The organism is Candidatus Clostridium helianthi, assembly GCF_045310795.1.
GTDB classification, from domain to species: domain Bacteria; phylum Bacillota; class Clostridia; order Clostridiales; family Clostridiaceae; genus Clostridium; species Clostridium helianthi.
Map to the genome: position 1 here is coordinate 169,862 of NZ_JBJIAB010000004.1, position 19,037 is coordinate 188,898.

The window sequence follows — 19,037 nt, forward strand, 5'->3', positions numbered from 1 at the left end:
AAAGAAATTAAGAAGTTGACAATAATCCTAAAACAATAGAGTGGGTTACATCTTTTATAGGGAAATTATATTTAAAGAAGTTAATCAATAATTTACATAATGGTTAGCTTCTTTTTTGTTTCATGACAAAATATAACTTGTAATCATACTATATATTAAAAAGTTTTAGGAGAAAAATCAATGAATGATGCTTTGAAAAGTTGTCCTTTTACACTAAATACTACTAGAATTTGTGCTGATGATGAATTAGATACTTCTATAGAAATATCTAAAATTGGTTTTAATAATATGAAACCCAATGCTGTCATTTTAGTCAATAAAGATGAAGTTTTTGATGGAATTGCAGCAACATCCTTAGTCCATTTTCCAATTAATGCATCACTTTTGTTTACTGATGGTAATAGTTTAAATGAAAAAACCTTAGGAGAAATTGAGAGATTATCGCCTAAGGGGTATAATGGAGTACAAGTAATTTTAGTCGGTAATATTTCTAAAAATGTATCTTTTGCATTAAACGATCATGGTTATACAACAAAGCATATATCAGGTCGTAATTATTACGAGACTGCATGCATAATACCTAGGATAAGAAAAGAATTTAATAATATTCTTATAATTTCAGGGGAAGATTATTCAGAAGGAATTATTGCGGGGTATTGGTCTGCACATCATGGAGATCCTATTCTATTTGTACAAAGAAATAGAATTCCTAATTGTACTATTGATATAATAAAGAAAATGAATGATATTAATATTTATATAATTGGTTCAACTAAAACAATATCAAAAGATGTTGAATACTATTTATCAGGATTAGATAATGTTAAAAAGGTAGACAGAATAGGTGGTGAAAATCCTTACGAAATAGCAGTAAATTTTTCTAGATATAATGATATGAAAACTGATTTTGGATGGGGACGAAATTATAGAGGAGGTCATGCTTTTACATTTGGACAACTTAATGAGCCAATGAAAATTATAGCTAGTGTAGTACTTGCTCATATGGGAAAACATACTCCGCTTCTTTTAATCGAAAAAGATAAAATACCGGAAGTGGTAAATAGATATATTAATTTAATTAAACCTATACAGCCAAAAGGAATGCCAAGGCCTCCATTTATGCATGGTTTTATATTAGGGGATGTTTCAAATATAAGTTATAAAGCACAAAAAATAGTTGAAGGAATGCTTTCTATTGATCAGCACATGATGAATAATGAAAATATGGAAGATATAACGGGGACAATGAAAGATAATGTTATGAATGTTAGTAAAGAAAATATGGCGATGAATAATGGAGTGCAAGGGATGAATGAAAATATAAAACATGATTCTATATATGGTAAGGATTATATATTTGAATGGAGGAATTTGGGCTATAGAAAAGTTAATGCAGATGAAATACTATAATTTTATTCTTTAAATTATCACAATCTTTCTTATTCTTGAATAGAATAATATTTGGAAGGAGATGGTTTAAAGAATGGATGTAGAAAAAGATAACTACAGAGATTTAAGAGACCTATATGATAATTGCAAAAAATACATGTATTACCGAGCAACTTTAATAATGACAGATGGAAGTACATTTGATGGAATTGTTGAAAATGTAGATGGAGATAATGTTTCAGTATTGATTGGTGAAGATGTAACAGAGAAAGAGGATGAAGGAAACTCTAATCAGCAAAGGCAATATGGAAGATACGGTTATAAGCCTAGATTTAGACGTTACAGACGTAGAAATTTCCCACTTGCTTCTTTGGCAGAAATAGCTTTGTTACCTTATATAGCTCCGCCAGTACCTTATCCATATTATCCGTACCCTTACTATCCTTATTAGAGATATACTTAAAGAAAAAGCCTGATAGATAAAATATATGATCTTGTTAGAAACAAGTGTATTTATAATATTTTGTAGGCAATTGTTTGATAAGAACAATTGCCATTTGTACTAATAAGCATAATGCATGATTCTACAGATATCTATATTTTCAAAAATCATTATAATCATCAGATTTATTTAAAAAATGAGCTAAATAAATAGTTTAACGTGAACTATTTGATGTTTTCTAAGTTTGTCAGTTATTTTAAATTAGATAATTGTCCAACAGATTGACGTTCGACTAATTCTACATCTAAAGTTATTTTGTTGTTTGATACAGAACCCTTTTCTATATACTCTATGAGTAGATTTACAGCTTTTGTTGCTTTGGACTCTATATCCTGAGAAATAGTAGTAAGTTTTGGCGTAACATAAACTGATGGTAGAAGATTATCAAAACCAATAACTGATAAATCGTTAGGAACAATTTTTCCGTTTAATTTAGCACCTTCAATTATACCAATTCCCATAATATCAGCCGTTGTAAATACAGCAGTAACATCAAATTCTTTATTACATATAGACCTGCCTAAATTAATACCAACTTCGTAGTTAGGCTCTACATCGACTATGAGACTTTCATTAAACTCAATATTAGATTCTAATAAAGCATCTTTATAGCCTTCAAGTCTTTTTATAATCTGAGGAATTGGAACACCATCTTTATGACATGGTCCTGCAAATAGAATTTTCCTATGTCCATTGTTTATAAGATAGCGAGTAGCTATGTAGCCGCCTTTATAATCATTTATACCTACACTTATTATGTTATCAATTTTTGAATAACTATCTAGAAATACCATTGGAAGTTTATTTTCCTTTAATATTGAATAGATAAGATTGTCATAGTCAGGCATTAAAAATATAGCACCATCCATATTCCAATTTTTAAGCAATGCAGATATATCTGAAACATCCTTAACTGAGCGAACCATTAAATAGTATCCGTTTTCACGAACTACATTTTGTATAATGCCAAATAATTCACTAATATAAGGATCTTTAAACAAATTATTAAACGAACCCTTAATGGGAACTATAACTCCTATAATTTTAGAGGATTTAGCTGTCAAGCTTCGTGCAGTTAGATTAGGAACATAATTATATTTTTGTATTATCTTTTCTATTTTTTCTATAGTCTTTTTTGATACTTTTGAATGATTTCCATTTATTACATTTGATACTGTCATGATACTGACACCAGCTTCAGCTGCGATATCTTTTAGTGTAACCATAATTGCCTCCTAGTTTACCGATATACTATTATGAAGATAAGTGTATATAGATAATATTAATATATATTACATATTATTGCAATGAGACCATATGCATTAATCATAAGAATTAACGTATGGAAAAGATACTTTATGACCTTTCAGTATAAGAAAAGTAAAGTATTTAGAGTAGGTTTAATCACTAGGTTTACTAGACATTAAATACTTGAATAAACAAAAGAAAAGTACTAAGAATTTTTAAGTTATTAAATTAGCTAGATATAATAGTAAATATAAAAAATGTAGATAATTGAGGTAAAAATGCTTATGAAAACGATTGACAGAAAAAAGAAACAATGTTAATCTTATGATATAGTTTAGCGTTAAACATAATGACTCGAAGATAGGCATAATAATATAAATATAAATCATATTAATCTAAATAAATGTATATGAGGTGAAAAGATATGAGGAAAAAAGTGTTAGCAGCATTACTTGCAAGTACTATGGTAATTGGTTCTTTATCAGGCTGTGGAAGTAGCTCGAGTCAAGCTAGTTCTGATTCTAAAACATCAACTGGGAATAGTGAAGCAATTCGCTTCGTAAATACGAAAATTGAAATTGACAAGCCACTAAAAGAATTTGCAAAAAAATATCAAGAGAAAACTGGACAAGAGGTAGATATTGAATCTCTTGGAGGTGGAGTAGATGTTAATGGACAGTTAAAGAATTATTTAGCAGCAGGAAATATGCCAGATATATATGCGTTTGGACCAGATTCGTATGTTTCATTTAAAGATTATTTAACAGATTTAAGTGATCAAGAATGGGTAAAAGATACTGATTTTGCATTTAAGGGTGATGACGGTAAGGTGTATGGATTTCCATTTGCTATTGAAGGTATTGGATTAGTTTATAATGCAGATATATTGAAGAAGGCTGGAATTGATCCAAAGACTTTAACAAACATCAATGCTTATAAAGAAGCGTTCAAAAAAATTGATGGAATGAAAGAGCAACTAGGTATTCAAGCGGTTGCATCAGTAGCAGCAGAATCAGGACAGATGTACTGGTCAACTGGTAATCATATTATGGGTGCTTATTTATCAGAAGGACTAGATAGAAAAGATAAAAAGTATATTGATATGTTGAATAAAGGACAATTAGACGATGATCGTTTTGGGGAATTTGCTGACTATGTAAAATTATTATTTGATTATGCAGACAAGACTGTTTTAATATCAGGTACTTACGATGATCAGTTAGCATTATGGGCAAAGGGAAAAACTGCTTTTATTACTCAAGGAAATTGGATAGATCCTTCTTTAGCAACATATGATGTGAAGTTTGATTGCGGAATTGCGCCACCAGCATTTACTACAAAAGATACACCAGGTATTTTAGCAGATTCACCAGCTTATTGGGGAATTTATAAAGATAGTAAAAAAATAGATGCGTGCAAAGAATTTCTTAAAGCTTTTGTCTCTACAGAAGAAGGCCAAAAATGTTTGATAAAAGATAGTGGAATGGTTTCGCCATTTAAGACAAGCACTATTGAACCAGACTTACCTCTAGCAAAGAGTGAGAGCAATTATATTAAAAATAATCAAACTTATGCATGGGATTGGACACATATGAAAGATGGTATTGCAATGAATTCTACAGGACCTGTTTTTGAATTATATGCTAAAGGCCAATTAGATAAAGATGGATTTACAAAAGCAATGAAGAAAGCAGTTTCAGATTATATGGCAAAATAATAACTGTAGTATAAATTAATATAGGTTACTTACAAATAGAGTAACCTATATTAATCGCATTTTTTGTACATGTGAAATATTAAAAGGGGGGAAAGCATAAGCGCAAAGTATGGGCAATTACAACAATGATTATAATAATCATTCAAGTTTAGGAGGAAAAAGCATGAATACAAATATAAAAAGATTGCTTTCAATCGGAGTAATGTTGGTTGGCATTTTAGCTATGGCTTTTGCACTATATCTAGATATTATTGGTAATAAAAACACGATGCGTGGAACTATATTAATTGTAGGCGCTTTATTAGTAATCTTAGGCTTATATAGTTTTCCAACTAAGAAGCACAGAATGATAATTAATATCTTATTTCTATTTCCATTGTTATTTGCATTTTTTGTAACTGTGTTAGTACCATTTGTATGCGGTGTTTTTTATTCTTTTACTAACTGGAATGGAATTAAGTTTACGGAATTTGTTGGATTAGGCAATTATATCAGTATGTTTAAATCTGAGGACTATGTATATTCATTTATAGTGACTTTTATTTTTACAGTTGTTAATATGATTCTTGTAAATTCGGCAGCGTTTGCATTAGCGTTATTCTGTACATCAAAAGTAAAAGGAAAAAATTTTTATCGTGCAGCTTTCTTTATACCAAATTTAATTGGTGGAATTGTGCTTGGTTATGTATGGCAGTTTATCTTTAATAAGGTATTCACAGTTGTGATAAATGGTAGTGCGTCTATGCTTACAAACCCTAATTTAGCATTGATGGCAATTCTAATAGTTAGCACTTGGCAATATGCGGGGTACATTATGATGATTTATGTTACAGGATTGCAAAATGTTCCTCAAGATATTCTTGAGGCATCTAGTGTAGATGGTGCAAGTGGCTGGGTTACATTGTTTAAAATTAAGATTCCAATGATTGCTAATACTTTTACAGTTTGTATATTTCTAACATTGGTTAATTCATTTAAACAGTTTGACTTAAATTTAGCAATAACTAATGGTGCTCCTAGTAGAATTCTAAACGGAGATATTGTTCAATCAACGGAGTTTTTAGCTCTTAATATTTATAATACTGCAATCGGCAAAAACCAATACGCTCTTGGACAAACTAAGGCGGTTATATTCTTTATCATATTAGCAGTTGTATCACTAACTCAGGTGTATATAAGTAAGAAGAAGGAGGTAGAAGTATAATGAAGTCGATAAAAACAAGAACTATGATTGGAGAAATTATTGGGATTATACTTGCTATTATAATTCTTTCACCATTTATTTTAGTAGTCTTAAATTCAGCTAAAACAAGCGCAGATATTGTAATCAGTCCTCTTTCTATTCCTAATAAATGGGGGCAGATGTTAACAAACTTTAAAAATGTCATACACAACGATAGCTTTAATTATTGGAAATCTTTTTTTAGTTCGTTACTTATTACGGTCGTTTCTTTGGCTTTATTGTCTCTATTTTCATCAATGACAGCATGGGTACTTTGCCGAAATAAGAGAAAATGGTCTGGATTTATTTTTATGCTTCTTGTGGCAGCTATGGTTATACCATTCCAAGTTGTTATGCTCCCTTTACTTTCTACATTTAGAAATATATCTAATTTTTTGGGAATTCAAATGCTGCAAAGTTATCAAGGTGTCATATTTGCTTACCTAGGATTTGGTGGAAGTATGTCTGTCTTTATCCTTCATGGTTTTATAAAAGGAATTCCACGGGAATTAGAAGAAGCAGCATGGATTGATGGTTGCAGCCCAGAAGGGACTTTCTTTAGAATTATCTTTCCTCTACTAAAGCCAGTTCAAATGACAATTTTGATTTTAAATGGAATTTGGATATGGAATGATTATCTATTACCATCATTAATGTTGGGGTTAAATGGTAAAATAAAAACTCTTCCAGTGGCAGTAAGTGCTTTTGTAGGATCTTACGTAAAGCAATGGGATTTAATTCTTTCAGCTGCATTTTTAGCAATGATACCAATTATCATCTTATTCTTATTTGCTCAAAAGCAGATAATTAAAGGCATAGTAGATGGTGCAATTAAATAAGTAATAAATTTATAAAATAATAGATAGTCGAAGTAAAAGATATCATTAATAAAAATTTTAAGTGTTTTTTGAATAAAAGCATTTTCAGAAAGTGTTGAAATAATGGAGGTACTAGTGTATGGGAAAATATCAGGAAGAAAAAATGAAATTTGGTAAAATGCTAAGTCATAAAATCGAAAATAACGTAATTAATATTAGATTCCAAGAAAAAGCTGTTTTTATAAAAGTATTGAATTCGTATATGATTAACTTCTTTGTGCCTTTATATAGGGAGGAAAGAAATTCTAAAGCAGTTGAAAATTTAAAAGATGATTATTATGATTTTCAGGTTGAAAATATAACAAATGGAATTCAGATAACCACAGAAAAATTAATTTGTAAGATATATGATGAATTTAAAGTAGATATTTATGATAAGAGAGGAACATTGCTGTGTGCAGATTATAGAGGTGAGAGTAAACCTTTTAAAAGAAGATATGGTGATTATATGCTTGCAGAATCAGAGGGGCATTCTCTTAGGGAAGAATCTGATTACAAGGTATATGTTTCAAAAAGAATGGAAGAAGAAATGTATTTCTATGGTTTTGGAGAGAAGACAGGGCATTTAAATAAGAAAGGATATCATTATGTAAATTGGAATACAGATAATCCAAAGCCCCATGGAGAAACATTTGATAGGCTTTATAAGTCAATTCCGTTTTTTATCGGATTGAGCAAAGATAATGCGTTTGGAATATTTTTTGACAACCATTTTGAGACTCATTTTGACATGGGAAAAGATAATTCTGAATATTATTATTTCGCTGCAGTTGATGGAAATTTAGATTATTATTTTATTTATGGTCCATCAGTTAAAAATGTTATTAAGGGATATACTGAAATTACTGGGAATATGCCTTTACCACAAATATGGACTCTTGGTTATCAACAATGCAGATGGTCTTATGACTCAGAAGAAAGACTCATGGAAATTGCAAGCACTCTTAGAGAAAAGGATATACCTTGCGATACATTATATTTAGATATAGATTATATGGATGGCTATAGGGTATTTACGTGGGATAATGAAAAATTTCAGAATCCAGAAGCAATGATTAAAAAATTAAATAGCATGGGATTTAAAGTGGTAACTATAATAGACCCAGGAGTTAAAGTTGATAAAGGATATAAGATCTATGACGAAGGGCTCAGAAAAGGGTATTTTGCAACTGACAAATCAGGTATAACATATGTAAATGAAGTTTGGCCAGGAGATGCTGTTTATCCTGATTTTTTAAATTCAAAGGTTAGAGATTGGTGGTCAGGAAATCAAAAGATAATGATAGATTCAGGTGTGAGTGGAATCTGGAATGACATGAATGAACCCGCAAGTTTTAGAGGGCCGTTACCAGATGATGTCATGTTTAATAATGATGGAATTACAGTTAATCATAAAGAAGCTCATAATGTATATGGCCATATGATGGCTAAAGCTACTTATGATGGAGTTAAAAAAGAAACTGGAAAGAGACCTTTTGTAGTAACAAGAGCGTGTTATGCAGGAACTCAGAAATACTCAACTGTGTGGACAGGAGATAATCAAAGTACATGGGAGCATTTAAGAATGTCGATTCCAATGCTTATGAATCTAGGACTTAGCGGAATGGCTTTTTGTGGGACTGATGTAGGAGGCTTTGGATACGATTGTACTGGGGAATTATTAAGTCGATGGGTCCAAGTCGGAGCATTTACTCCACTTTTTAGAAATCATTCTTCTATGGGAACAAGGGATCAAGAACCTTGGGCATTTGATAAAGATACGGAGGAAATCAATAAGAAGTATATAAAATTACGATATAAGCTAATTCCATATATATACGACATGATGTGGGAGTGTAGTAAGAGTGGAGCACCACTTATAAGGCCGCTTTTATTTAATTATCAGAGTGATAAAAATACTTATGAAATTAATGATGAGTTCCTTTGTGGAGATAATATTTTAGTTGCACCAGTTGTTGAGCAAGGATTAAAAGCTAGAACCATATATCTTCCTGAAGGGGAAACTTGGGTAGATTATTGGACAAAAGAAGAATATAAAGGTGGACGATATATAATTAAAAAAACTCCACTAGACCTATGTCCGATATTTATTAAAGGAGGAACATTGATTCCAGTAGGGCAAGTACAAAATTATATTGGTGAAAAACAATCTAATTCATTAACTATAGAAGTTTATCTATCTAATGATAATTCTGATACTGAATATAATCACTATGTTGATGATGGAGAAAGTTTTAAATATGAATTAGGAGAATTTAATAATTATAAATTTAAAGTAGTCAATAAGGAGAGCGTTGAAATAAAAATTGACTTGATAAATTATAGATATGATGACAAATATGAAAATATAGAATTTATCGTTCACAATTTAAATAAGAAAGCTTTAGTCATAAATGGAGAAACAGTGGAAGTTATAAATGGCAAGGCGTTTATAGCTAATCCAGCAAGATAAATATATTCAATAGTAATTTAGGAGGTTTTACGTTATGAAGAAATGGTGGCACGACAAGGTAGCATATCAAATATATCCAAAAAGTTTTTGTGATTCAAATGGAGATGGAATAGGTGATTTAAAGGGGATTATTAGTAAGCTTGATTATTTAAAAGATCTGGGAGTGGATATAATTTGGTTATCACCAATTTATTGTTCTCCTTTAGTAGATCAAGGTTATGATATATCTGATTATTATAATATTGATCCAAGGTTTGGAACTATGGAGGATATGGATGAACTTCTAAGCCAAGCAAAAAAAAGAAATATGTATATATTAATGGATTTAGTAGTAAACCATTGTTCAGATAAGCATGAGTGGTTTAAGAAAGCATTGGATGATCCAGAAGGAGAATATGCGGATTATTTTTATATTCGTGAAGGTAAAGGTGATAATCCTCCATGTAATTGGCGTTCTTACTTTGGTGGAAGCGTATGGGAAAAGATACCTAATACCAATAAATATTATCTGCACTTATTTGCAAAAGAGCAGCCTGACTTAAATTGGGAAAATCCAAAACTAAAAAATGAAATATTTAAAATGGTTAACTGGTGGCTTGAAAAGGGATTAGCAGGTTTTAGAATTGATGCCATTATTAACATAAAAAAAGATTTGAGATTTCAAGATTTTCCAGCTGATAGAGAGGATGGACTTTGCAGCATAGATAGAATGCTAGAAGCAGCAGAAGGTGTAGGCGACATGTTAAATGAGTTAAAAGAGAAAACCTTCGAAAAATTTGATGCATTTACAGTTGGAGAAGTTTTCAATAGAAAAGAAGGAGAACTTGATAAATTTATAGGTGAAGACGGATACTTCTCTTCTATCTTCGATTTCGAGATGGAAGTCTTGGGAAAAAGTGAATTTGGTTGGTATGATAATAAACCTTTTTCAATTAACGAGTTAAGAAAAGCTATTTTTGACAGTCAATTAGAGACAAGTGGAGTAGGCTTTAAGGCTAATATTATTGAAAATCATGATGAGCCTAGAGGCGTAAGTAGATATATTCCTGAACAAGACTTGAATGATAGAAGTAAGAAAATGCTTGGGGCAATATCACTTATGCTTAGAGGAATACCGTTTATTTATCAGGGACAAGAAATTGGAATGACAAATAATAAATTCAATTCGATAAAGGAGTTTGATGATATAGCAACAATAGATCAATATAATGTAGCTATTGAAAAAGGATATAGTAATGAAGAAGCACTAAAAATTATAAATATATTTAGCAGAGACAATGCGAGAACACCGTTCCAGTGGAATGGAAGTGAAAATGCAGGTTTTACAACTGGCAGGCCTTGGCTTAAAGTTAATGAAAATTATAAAGTGATTAATGCAAATTCACAAATTAAAGATGAGGAATCTGTATTTAATTTTTATAAGAAACTCATAAATTTAAGAAAATCAGAAGAATTTAAAGATGCCATAGTATATGGAGAATTCGTACCGACGTTAGAGAAATATGATAACTTATTTGCTTTTTATAGGCAAGGAGAATCTAAAAAATTAATGATACTTGCAAATTATCAAAAGGAAGAGCAGATTATTGAGTTAGGTAAACAATATGTTAAAGTGTTAATCAATAATTGTGAAGAAATAAAGAAAGATAAGAATAAAATCATATTGCAAGGATATCAAGTAGTTATTCTTGAAGTTTAGTAAAGAAAATATATTTATAATATAAATATTTAAGAAATATAATAGAGTTCTTTCCAAAAGACATGGAGAGAATTCTTTATTTTGCGAGAAATTATAGAATTTTAGAAGATAAATATCTGGCTTTATAAAGATTTAAGTATGTAATGCATGTGCACGAAAAAAATTTAAACAAGGAAAATAAAATTACTAGGAGAATGGTGTAGCTGCCTTTTACCGTATTTTTAAGTGATATTTATGAAGTATATTAATCTATTGTATACTAAAATATTAATATAAAAGTAATATAATAATAAATAAAACTTAATTATTTTTATGCTATAATGAACGGGAATAAAGGAAATTAAATTTTTGGACATAATTTATAGCATAATATATAAGGAGAATAGAAAATATGAAATTCAAATCATTTATATCAAAAGCAATTATTTCATCTTTAGCTTTGAGTGTGTTTTTTACTTCAGTAACAGGAGGACAGGCGTTTGCAGATTCGTTTAAATCTGTTACGTTAGGAGCTGATTTAAGCGATGCTCAGAAGGCAGAAATGTTAAAATATTTTGAGGTAACAAAAAGTGATGCTAATGTATTAGAGGTAACATCAAAGGAAGAACATTCATATTTAGGTAAAGTTGCAACAGAAGCTCAACTTGGTAATAAAGCAATATCATGTTCTTACGTAGAACCGACAGAAAAAGGAGGAATAAATGTTACTACAAACAATCTTACTTGGGTTAATGACGGCATGATAAAAAATGCATTGATTACAGCAGGAGTAGAAAATGCCAATGTAAAAGCATCTGCACCATTTAAGGTATCAGGAACTGCTGCGCTTACAGGAATACTAAAAGGCTTTGAAAACAGCAGCACGGGAAAAAAGATTGATGAAAATAAAAAAGAAGCAGCAAATGAAGAATTGGTTACTACAGGAGATATCGCAGAAAAGATAGGGCAAAATGATGCTAGTAATTTAATGAATGACATAAAAAAAGATGTAGTAAAGGAAAAACCGAAAACAGATGAAGAATTAAATAAGATAGTAGATAAGGCAGTTAAAGATTATAAAGGCAATTTATCAGATGAAGATATAGCTAAAATTAAAGATGTAATGAGTAAAATAAATTCATTGGACCTTAACTATAATAATTTAAAAGCGCAGATGGACGATGTAACTAATCAGTTAAAAGATAAGCTAACAAGCAAAGAAGCACAAGGTTTTTTTGATAAGTTAGAAAAAATGTTCTCTGATTTTTTAAGTTCAATTAAAGGTGCATTTTCTAAGTAACAGATTAAAAGTTTATCTTAGTATAATTTAGTTAAAGTAAGAAAATGTGAATTTTAGTTGCCATTCTTGAGTAATATAGTAATATATGATATAATTACTAATAAGAAATAAATGAATATATTAAGATGTACGGTTGGGCAAATTTTATAATTTGCTTTCAAGCAATTTTAGTTTCTGGGGTGGGAAACTCTTTTTTGAGTATTCCCACCTCTTTTTTTGTATAGATTTTTAATAAATTAAGAATTAAATAAAAGATTAAATTAATCTCTTATTTATGCTAAGTTTTTGGGAATAAATAATTATGTGAAGGAGAGTAAAGTATGAAAAACAAAATTCAAAATAAAATTTTAAATCCATTCTTGCAATTCTTTAAGAATGAGTCTTCAAGTGGATTAGTTTTGCTGTTTTGTGCAATTACTGCAATAATAATTGCAAATTCAAATTTTTCTAGTATGTATAATAATATAATTCATACTTATATAGCTATTGGATATAAGGATTTTTCTTTATCAATGTCAATTTTGCATTGGATTAATGATGGGTTGATGGCCATATTTTTTTTGGTAGTTGGAATGGAAATAAAAAGAGAAATAGTATTTGGTGAGCTCAAATCTTTTAAGAAAACTATATTGCCTGTATCAGCAGCTATAGGTGGAATGGTCGTGCCAGCTATAATTTATGTGCTATTCAATTTTAACCAAACAACTATAATAGGATGGGGAATTCCAATGGCTACAGATATCGCGTTTGCATTAGGAATACTTTCTTTGGTTGGTAAAAAGGCACCAAAAGGAATAATAATCTTTCTTACAGCATTAGCGATAGTTGATGATTTGGGAGCTATTATAGTAATTGCTATATTTTATACAAGTGAAGTTTCATGGATTGCATTAATCCTAGGTTTGATTATCTTTTTAGCGATTATCTTGGCTAATAAATTCAATATTAAGAATAAATGGTTCTATATTGTTTTTGGAATTATGTTATGGATTTGTTTCTTAAAATCGGGAGTACACGCGACAATTGCTGGAGTATTACTTGGAATGGGATTACCTATCGGAAAAAACATTGAGGAATTTAGAACATCAATTTTGTATAGATTTGAGCATTTCTTAACGCCGTTATCTTCATTTATAATTATGCCAATATTTGCATTAGCGAATTCAGGCATAACTATAGATATTAATAGTTTATCAACAGCAATAGTAAGCCCAGTAAGTCTAGGTATAATTTTTGGATTATTTATTGGAAAACAAATAGGTATTTTTGGAGCTTCTTATATATTAGTGAAATTAAAACTTGCAAAATTGCCTTCTAAAGTAACCAAGAGGCATTTATATGGAGCAAGTGTACTTGGCGGAATTGGATTTACTATGTCACTTTTTGTTTCATCCTTGTCATTTACAGAGGAAAGTATTTTATCTATGGCTAAAATAAGTATTATAATCGCTTCTATTCTATCGGCTACATTTGGAGCTGTAATATTTAAAATAATAAAATTTAAAAATGAAGAACGAGTGTAGTATAAATTCCAGGAAAAAATAGAACTTATTTTTCTAGAAACAAAGACAAAGGAAGAATAGTTAAAGTTTTGTAATACAAGCTATCTGTACTAGTTCTGTTAAGATTTTTATAGGTTATATTTTGTGATAGTGGTTAAGATATTACTGCCAAACAAAATTAAAAATTAAGGGAGGTAGATTCATATGGCTTCAAACAATAGTGGAAGAAACAGAACATTAGTACCAGAGGCAAAACAAGGATTAAACAGATTAAAAACAGAGGTTGCTTCAGAAGTTGGATTAAGCAATTATGAAAGCATGGATAAAGGAAACCTTTCTTCAAGACAAAACGGTAGCGTTGGTGGAGAAATGGTAAAAAGAATGATAGAAAGCTATGAACAAGGACTATAGAAGATAAATAAAAGCAGATGTACTGAGTTTATTCTCAGTACATCTGTTATTTTGATTGTATAATTTTAAACTAAAAACAAAATTCTTAATTTAACAATAAGTATTAAGCTTATTGTTTTTTTTTTATTGGAAATACTGAAAATTATTCTCATTTCTATTGACAAAATAAAGTAATGTCGAATATAATAAACGTATGAACAGATATTCATATGTTCAAACGAAGAGGTGAAGAGTATGGAAAATAATAATATTGAAGTTTGTAACTGCACTATAATTCATGAAGATATAATCAATAAAGTTAAGGAATCTATACCAGAAGAAGAAACACTTTATGATTTAGCAGATTTATTTAAAGTACTTGGGGATTCAACAAGAATAAAAGTACTATGTGCATTATTTGAAGCTGAAATGTGTGTTTGTGATATAGCAGCGTTACTTGGTATGACTCAATCTGCCATTTCACATCAGTTAAGAGTTTTAAAACAAGCAAGATTAGTGAAATATAAAAGGAATGGTAAGGTAGTTTACTATTCACTAGATGATGAACATGTTAAAAGCATTTTTGATCAAGGGTTGATTCATATATCTGAGAAAAAATAAGTTTTAGATTGGGGGAAACATTATGGCAAGCAATATAAAAATAGCTAGTGGTCCTGTTAATGCAAAATTGTCTAAGAAAGATAATATAAAAAAAGTAAAGAAAGAATTTATTTTAGAAGGGCTTGGATGTGCAAATTGTGCAGCTAAAATAGAGCGGAAAATAAATGAATTAGATGGAGTTAATTTTGCCAATGTAAATTTTCTTACTAAAACTTTAATATTAGAAATAAATGAAGCTAATAAATTAGAAGAGTTGATAGGAGCAGTAACTAACATTGTAACTAATATTGAATCTCATGTTAAAGTTGTAGAAAAGGTAACGGAGAAAATTTTAAAAAAAGAAATTCTACTTGAGGGATTATGCTGTGGCAACTGTGCTGCAAAAATCGAAAGGGAATCAAATAATATAGATGGTGTGAAATCTGCACTAGTGGACTTTATATCAACAAAGCTTATTATAGAGATGGAAGACCCAGCAAAAGAAAATGCCATTATTGATAATGTTAAACGCATTGTCAAAAGAATAGAACCAGATGTTAATGTTGTTGAAATTGATGGAATAGATAAAAGAGCTATGAGCAAAAATGAAAAAGTTGAAGAGGACAATGATAAGGGGGAAATTATAAGATTAGCTATTGGTGCTATAATTTTTGGAGCTGCTACTATTTTTAAATTTTCAAATTATATAGAATTATTATTATATCTAATAAGCTATATTCTTATAGGTGGAGAAGTGGTCTTAAGAGCTCTAAAAAATATAGCTAAAGGTCAAGTATTTGATGAAAATTTCTTGATGACTATAGCAACTATTGGTGCTTTTGCAATAGGCGAATATCCAGAAGGGGTTGCAGTTATGCTTTTCTACCAAATAGGAGAAATGTTTCAAGATATGGCTGTTAATCGTTCTAGAAAATCCATCACATCACTCATGGATATAAGACCGGATTTTGCTAATTTAAAAATAAATGATGATTTCAAAAAAGTAGATCCAGAAGAAGTTAAGCTTGGAGATATTATATTAGTTAAACCAGGTGAAAAAGTGCCATTAGATGGTGAAATAATTGAAGGAAACTCTATGGTTGATACTGCTGCGTTGACAGGTGAGTCTGTTCCTAGAGAAGTAGGGGTAGGAGACAGTATATTAAGTGGAGTGATTAATAAAAATGGACTTTTAACAATAAAGGTAGAAAAAGAATTTGGAGATTCTACTGTTGCTAAGATATTGGATCTAGTTCAAAATGCAAGTGGAAAAAAGGCTCCGACAGAAAATTTTATAACAAAGTTTGCTAGATATTATACTCCTGCTGTTGTTTTTGCAGCTTTAGCACTAGCTGTAATACCACCGATTGTTATTGAGGGAGCAACATTCTCACAGTGGATCTATAGAGCATTAGCATTCTTAGTTGTATCTTGTCCATGTGCATTAGTTGTATCTATACCTCTTGGATTTTTTGGAGGAATAGGTGGAGCATCAAAGAATGGGATACTCGTTAAAGGTGGAAATTACCTTGAAGCGTTAAATAATGTTGAAACAGTTGTGTTTGATAAAACAGGAACTCTTACAAAAGGAATATTTAAAGTTACAGAAATAAGGCCAGAAAATAATATTTCAAAAGATGAACTCATAGCTTGTGCGGCTTATGCAGAAAATTACTCAAATCATCCAATAGCAACTTCTATACTAAGAGCTTATGATAAAGAGATAATCATAGATAAGATAAAAGGGTATGAAGAAATATCAGGGCACGGCGTAAAAGTTGTTCTAGATGGAAAAGAGGTATTGGCTGGAAACTACAAGTTAATGGATAAGGAGTATATATCTTATAACAAAGTAGATGAAATAGGAACTGTAGTCCATATTGCTATAGAAAAGAAATATGCAGGCTATATTGTTATTTCAGATGAAGTAAAAGAAGATTCATCAAAGGCTATCAAAGCTTTAAAAGAAATAGGTATTAAGAAGACAGTAATGCTTACAGGTGATAATAAAACTGTTGGAAGTAAAATTGCTAAGGAATTAGGTTTGGATGAAGTTCATGCCGAACTATTACCAGATCAAAAAGTAGAAGAGCTAGAGCTATTGTTTAAAGAAAAATCACCTAAAGGCAAGATAGTGTTTGTTGGAGATGGAATAAATGATGCGCCTGTTCTAGCTAGAGCTGATATAGGTATAGCAATGGGTGGTGTTGGCTCAGATGCAGCAATTGAAGCTGCCGATGTAGTTATAATGACAGATGAGCCATCAAAAATAGCTTCGGCTATAAAGATTGCAAAGAAGACTAGAACTATAGTAATGCAAAATATAGTTTTCGCATTAGGTATTAAATTGATAATATTGGCGCTTGTAGCTGTAGGTATGGGAACTATGTGGGAAGCAGTATTTGGTGATGTTGGAGTTGCATTACTTGCAGTCTTAAATGCTATGAGAGCTATGAAAGTAGATAATATATAATTATAAATTAGTGTAGTCATAATATTGCTATGACTACACTTTTTAAATGTAAAGTTTTTACTTATGTGACTAAGTCACACAAATTTATTGAAAAAAAGAATATAATACAATAAAGGAGGGATGAAGTGAATAATAGGATTGAAATAGCAAGTGGGAATAGGTTGGAAGATATAAAATCTCTATATAAGGTATATCCGGTGCTATATGAGATTAATAAAAAGAATAATGAAGTAATAAACGAACAAGCCAATTTTAAAACTTTATACGCTGATGAATATGTAGAAGCTACAGAGAAAGCATGTAAAGGGATATTATTTGTTATAAAAGGTGTAATAAAAATACAAAAAATTAATAAGAATGGTGAAGAAACTAATCTTTATAATATAAGCCAAGGTGAATTTTGTCATGAAGCCTTAAGCTGCTTATCAGATTTGGAATCACTAAATATAACAGGTAAGGCAATTCAAGATTCTAAGATATGTATAATTCCTTTTGAAGTGGTTAAAAAATATTTTATTAGTGATAATGACTTCTTATTATATATATATAAAGACTTGTATAATAAGTTTAATACTATCATAGGGAATAAAGAAGAAATTATTCATGAATCTCTTGAAACAAGGCTTATAAAATTATTAATAAGCAAGAAAAGCAAAATAATTTATGCGACTCATAGTGAATTGGCTTTTGAAATTGATTCAGTTCGTGAAGTTATAAGCAGAAAGCTAAAGAATTTAGAAAAGCTTGGGTATATAAAATTAGAAAGAGGTAAAATAATCATACTTAAGGATTTAAATAAAATATTAAAAGACAATTAGAGATGAGAAATTAGGAAAGCATTTTAGGAGGAAGTTATAGTGTTTGAATTTTTAAAAAAAGATGATGGAAGAGTTATTAATGTAAATGAAATTGATGATTTAATAGGAAAAGTTGAATTGATTGATATAAGAGAAGAATATGAGTATAAAGGTGGAAGTATAAAAAGTGCCCAAAATATTCCTATGGGAGAGCTTTTAGACGAACCAGAAAAATACTTAAATAAAAGCAAAGAATATTATATAATGTGCCAATCTGGGGGAAGAAGTGCAAGAGCGTGCAGCAATCTAAGAAATCAGGGTTTCAAGGTTATAAATGTTGCAGGTGGAATGGGCTCATATATAGGAAACAAAAGAAAATAAATTACATAACAGTAGGTTTTAGTATTTCCAGTTTGCAAACAAAAATTATTTTACTAGATTGAGGGGATATAACATGAATAAAGTTATCGAATTTCATAAAGAAGGTTATAATTGTGCAGAATCTATACTTAAAGCATTTAATGAAGATACAGGATCTGAGATTCCAATTGCAATAGCAAGTCCTTTTGGCGGAGGTATGACTATTGGAAGTACATGTGGAGCAATCACTGGAACTTTAATGGCAGTAGGTGCATTAAAAGGAAGAAATAGCAGTGAAGAAAAAAATAATTCAAGAGTATTAACTAAAGAAATTATAAATAAGGTTAAAGAGAAATATGGTACTCTTGAGTGTATTGAGCTTAAGAAGAAGGGTGTAACTTGTGATGAGATTATAGAATATGCTTATAATATTTTGAATGAATATGCAAAATAGCATAATAAAAGAGGGGATTAAAAAATATTGTTTATTTGCTTCATGCAAATAAATAATATTTTTTACTATAATAAA

Annotated in this window: 16 protein-coding genes and 1 other annotated feature; of the genes, 15 read left to right on the plus strand and 1 reads right to left on the minus strand. The window is 30.0% G+C overall.

The genetic code is table 11. The annotated features are described in order from the left end of the window. Positions 1-180: 180 nt before the first annotated feature. On the plus strand, positions 181-1,410 hold the full coding sequence (locus tag ACJDTP_RS05055) for a cell wall-binding repeat-containing protein (protein WP_406760659.1): 1,230 nt from the start codon (positions 181-183) through the stop codon (positions 1,408-1,410). 73 nt (positions 1,411-1,483) lie between these two features. Continuing rightward, positions 1,484-1,840, plus strand: a complete 357-nt coding sequence (locus ACJDTP_RS05060; protein WP_078115036.1) for a hypothetical protein — start codon at positions 1,484-1,486, stop codon at positions 1,838-1,840. Between the two features lie 242 nt (positions 1,841-2,082). Here the strand turns inward: ACJDTP_RS05060 and ACJDTP_RS05065 are convergent, their stop codons facing one another. Continuing rightward, positions 2,083-3,117, minus strand: coding sequence for a LacI family DNA-binding transcriptional regulator (locus ACJDTP_RS05065; protein ID WP_077838811.1), 1,035 nt, complete (start codon positions 3,115-3,117; stop codon positions 2,083-2,085). A 446-nt stretch (positions 3,118-3,563) separates the two neighbouring features. Between ACJDTP_RS05065 and ACJDTP_RS05070 the strand changes: the two genes are divergently transcribed. From ACJDTP_RS05070 to ACJDTP_RS05130, 13 genes are all read left to right on the plus strand, one after another. Next, on the plus strand, positions 3,564-4,856 hold the full coding sequence (locus tag ACJDTP_RS05070; protein ID WP_171770928.1) for an ABC transporter substrate-binding protein: 1,293 nt from the start codon (positions 3,564-3,566) through the stop codon (positions 4,854-4,856). Positions 4,857-5,019: 163 nt separating this feature from the next. After that, positions 5,020-6,060: a carbohydrate ABC transporter permease gene (locus tag ACJDTP_RS05075; protein ID WP_406760660.1), complete on the plus strand. Its 1,041-nt coding sequence runs from the start codon at positions 5,020-5,022 to the stop codon at positions 6,058-6,060. Continuing rightward, positions 6,060-6,917 (plus strand): carbohydrate ABC transporter permease, encoded by an 858-nt coding sequence (locus ACJDTP_RS05080; RefSeq protein ID WP_406760661.1) that lies wholly within the window; start codon positions 6,060-6,062, stop codon positions 6,915-6,917. Before ACJDTP_RS05075 ends, ACJDTP_RS05080 begins: the two co-directional genes overlap by 1 nt. A 118-nt stretch (positions 6,918-7,035) precedes the next feature. Continuing rightward, positions 7,036-9,408, plus strand: a complete 2,373-nt coding sequence (locus ACJDTP_RS05085; RefSeq protein ID WP_406760662.1) for a glycoside hydrolase family 31 protein — start codon at positions 7,036-7,038, stop codon at positions 9,406-9,408. Positions 9,409-9,442: 34 nt separating this feature from the next. Further along, positions 9,443-11,107 carry an alpha-glucosidase gene (locus ACJDTP_RS05090; protein WP_406760663.1) on the plus strand — a complete coding sequence of 555 codons (1,665 nt, stop codon included), beginning with the start codon at positions 9,443-9,445 and terminating at the stop codon, positions 11,105-11,107. Between the two features lie 391 nt (positions 11,108-11,498). After that, positions 11,499-12,386 (plus strand): DUF1002 domain-containing protein, encoded by an 888-nt coding sequence (locus ACJDTP_RS05095; protein ID WP_406760664.1) that lies wholly within the window; start codon positions 11,499-11,501, stop codon positions 12,384-12,386. A 131-nt stretch (positions 12,387-12,517) separates the two neighbouring features. Beyond that, positions 12,518-12,575, plus strand: a sequence feature (sodium ion sensor (DUF1646 type); this cis-regulatory element may regulate processes involved in with the transportation of sodium ions). A gap of 131 nt (positions 12,576-12,706) precedes the next feature. Continuing rightward, the gene (gene nhaA / locus ACJDTP_RS05100; protein WP_406760665.1) at positions 12,707-13,909 is read left to right on the plus strand and encodes a Na+/H+ antiporter NhaA; all 1,203 of its coding nucleotides are present in this window, start codon (positions 12,707-12,709) and stop codon (positions 13,907-13,909) included. Positions 13,910-14,092: 183 nt separating this feature from the next. Then, a complete protein-coding gene (locus ACJDTP_RS05105; protein ID WP_012059444.1) occupies positions 14,093-14,299 on the plus strand; it encodes an alpha/beta-type small acid-soluble spore protein in 207 nt (68 codons plus the stop codon). Between the two features lie 234 nt (positions 14,300-14,533). Next, entirely contained in the window at positions 14,534-14,899 is a 366-nt protein-coding gene (locus ACJDTP_RS05110; protein WP_011968780.1) for an ArsR/SmtB family transcription factor, read from the plus strand. A gap of 22 nt (positions 14,900-14,921) precedes the next feature. Continuing rightward, entirely contained in the window at positions 14,922-17,351 is a 2,430-nt protein-coding gene (locus ACJDTP_RS05115; RefSeq protein ID WP_406760666.1) for a heavy metal translocating P-type ATPase, read from the plus strand. A 125-nt stretch (positions 17,352-17,476) separates the two neighbouring features. Beyond that, positions 17,477-18,169 carry a Crp/Fnr family transcriptional regulator gene (locus tag ACJDTP_RS05120; RefSeq protein WP_406760667.1) on the plus strand — a complete coding sequence of 231 codons (693 nt, stop codon included), beginning with the start codon at positions 17,477-17,479 and terminating at the stop codon, positions 18,167-18,169. 39 nt (positions 18,170-18,208) lie between these two features. Beyond that, positions 18,209-18,529 (plus strand): rhodanese-like domain-containing protein, encoded by a 321-nt coding sequence (locus ACJDTP_RS05125; RefSeq protein ID WP_173707365.1) that lies wholly within the window; start codon positions 18,209-18,211, stop codon positions 18,527-18,529. Between the two features lie 73 nt (positions 18,530-18,602). Next, positions 18,603-18,962, plus strand: coding sequence for a C-GCAxxG-C-C family protein (locus ACJDTP_RS05130; RefSeq protein ID WP_078115045.1), 360 nt, complete (start codon positions 18,603-18,605; stop codon positions 18,960-18,962). The last annotated feature ends 75 nt before the right edge of the window (positions 18,963-19,037 follow it).

Bases quoted from the DNA above. Each gene is read 5' to 3' on its own strand.
- ACJDTP_RS05055 (WP_406760659.1), top strand. From the start codon at position 181: ATGAATGATGCTTTGAAAAGTTGTCCTTTTACACTAAATACTACTAGA.
- ACJDTP_RS05060 (WP_078115036.1), top strand. From the start codon at position 1,484: ATGGATGTAGAAAAAGATAACTACAGAGATTTAAGAGACCTATATGAT.
- ACJDTP_RS05065 (WP_077838811.1), bottom strand. From the start codon at position 3,117: ATGGTTACACTAAAAGATATCGCAGCTGAAGCTGGTGTCAGTATCATG.
- ACJDTP_RS05070 (WP_171770928.1), top strand. From the start codon at position 3,564: ATGAGGAAAAAAGTGTTAGCAGCATTACTTGCAAGTACTATGGTAATT.
- ACJDTP_RS05075 (WP_406760660.1), top strand. From the start codon at position 5,020: ATGAATACAAATATAAAAAGATTGCTTTCAATCGGAGTAATGTTGGTT.
- ACJDTP_RS05080 (WP_406760661.1), top strand. From the start codon at position 6,060: ATGAAGTCGATAAAAACAAGAACTATGATTGGAGAAATTATTGGGATT.
- ACJDTP_RS05085 (WP_406760662.1), top strand. From the start codon at position 7,036: ATGGGAAAATATCAGGAAGAAAAAATGAAATTTGGTAAAATGCTAAGT.
- ACJDTP_RS05090 (WP_406760663.1), top strand. From the start codon at position 9,443: ATGAAGAAATGGTGGCACGACAAGGTAGCATATCAAATATATCCAAAA.
- ACJDTP_RS05095 (WP_406760664.1), top strand. From the start codon at position 11,499: ATGAAATTCAAATCATTTATATCAAAAGCAATTATTTCATCTTTAGCT.
- nhaA (WP_406760665.1), top strand. From the start codon at position 12,707: ATGAAAAACAAAATTCAAAATAAAATTTTAAATCCATTCTTGCAATTC.
- ACJDTP_RS05105 (WP_012059444.1), top strand. From the start codon at position 14,093: ATGGCTTCAAACAATAGTGGAAGAAACAGAACATTAGTACCAGAGGCA.
- ACJDTP_RS05110 (WP_011968780.1), top strand. From the start codon at position 14,534: ATGGAAAATAATAATATTGAAGTTTGTAACTGCACTATAATTCATGAA.
- ACJDTP_RS05115 (WP_406760666.1), top strand. From the start codon at position 14,922: ATGGCAAGCAATATAAAAATAGCTAGTGGTCCTGTTAATGCAAAATTG.
- ACJDTP_RS05130 (WP_078115045.1), top strand. From the start codon at position 18,603: ATGAATAAAGTTATCGAATTTCATAAAGAAGGTTATAATTGTGCAGAA.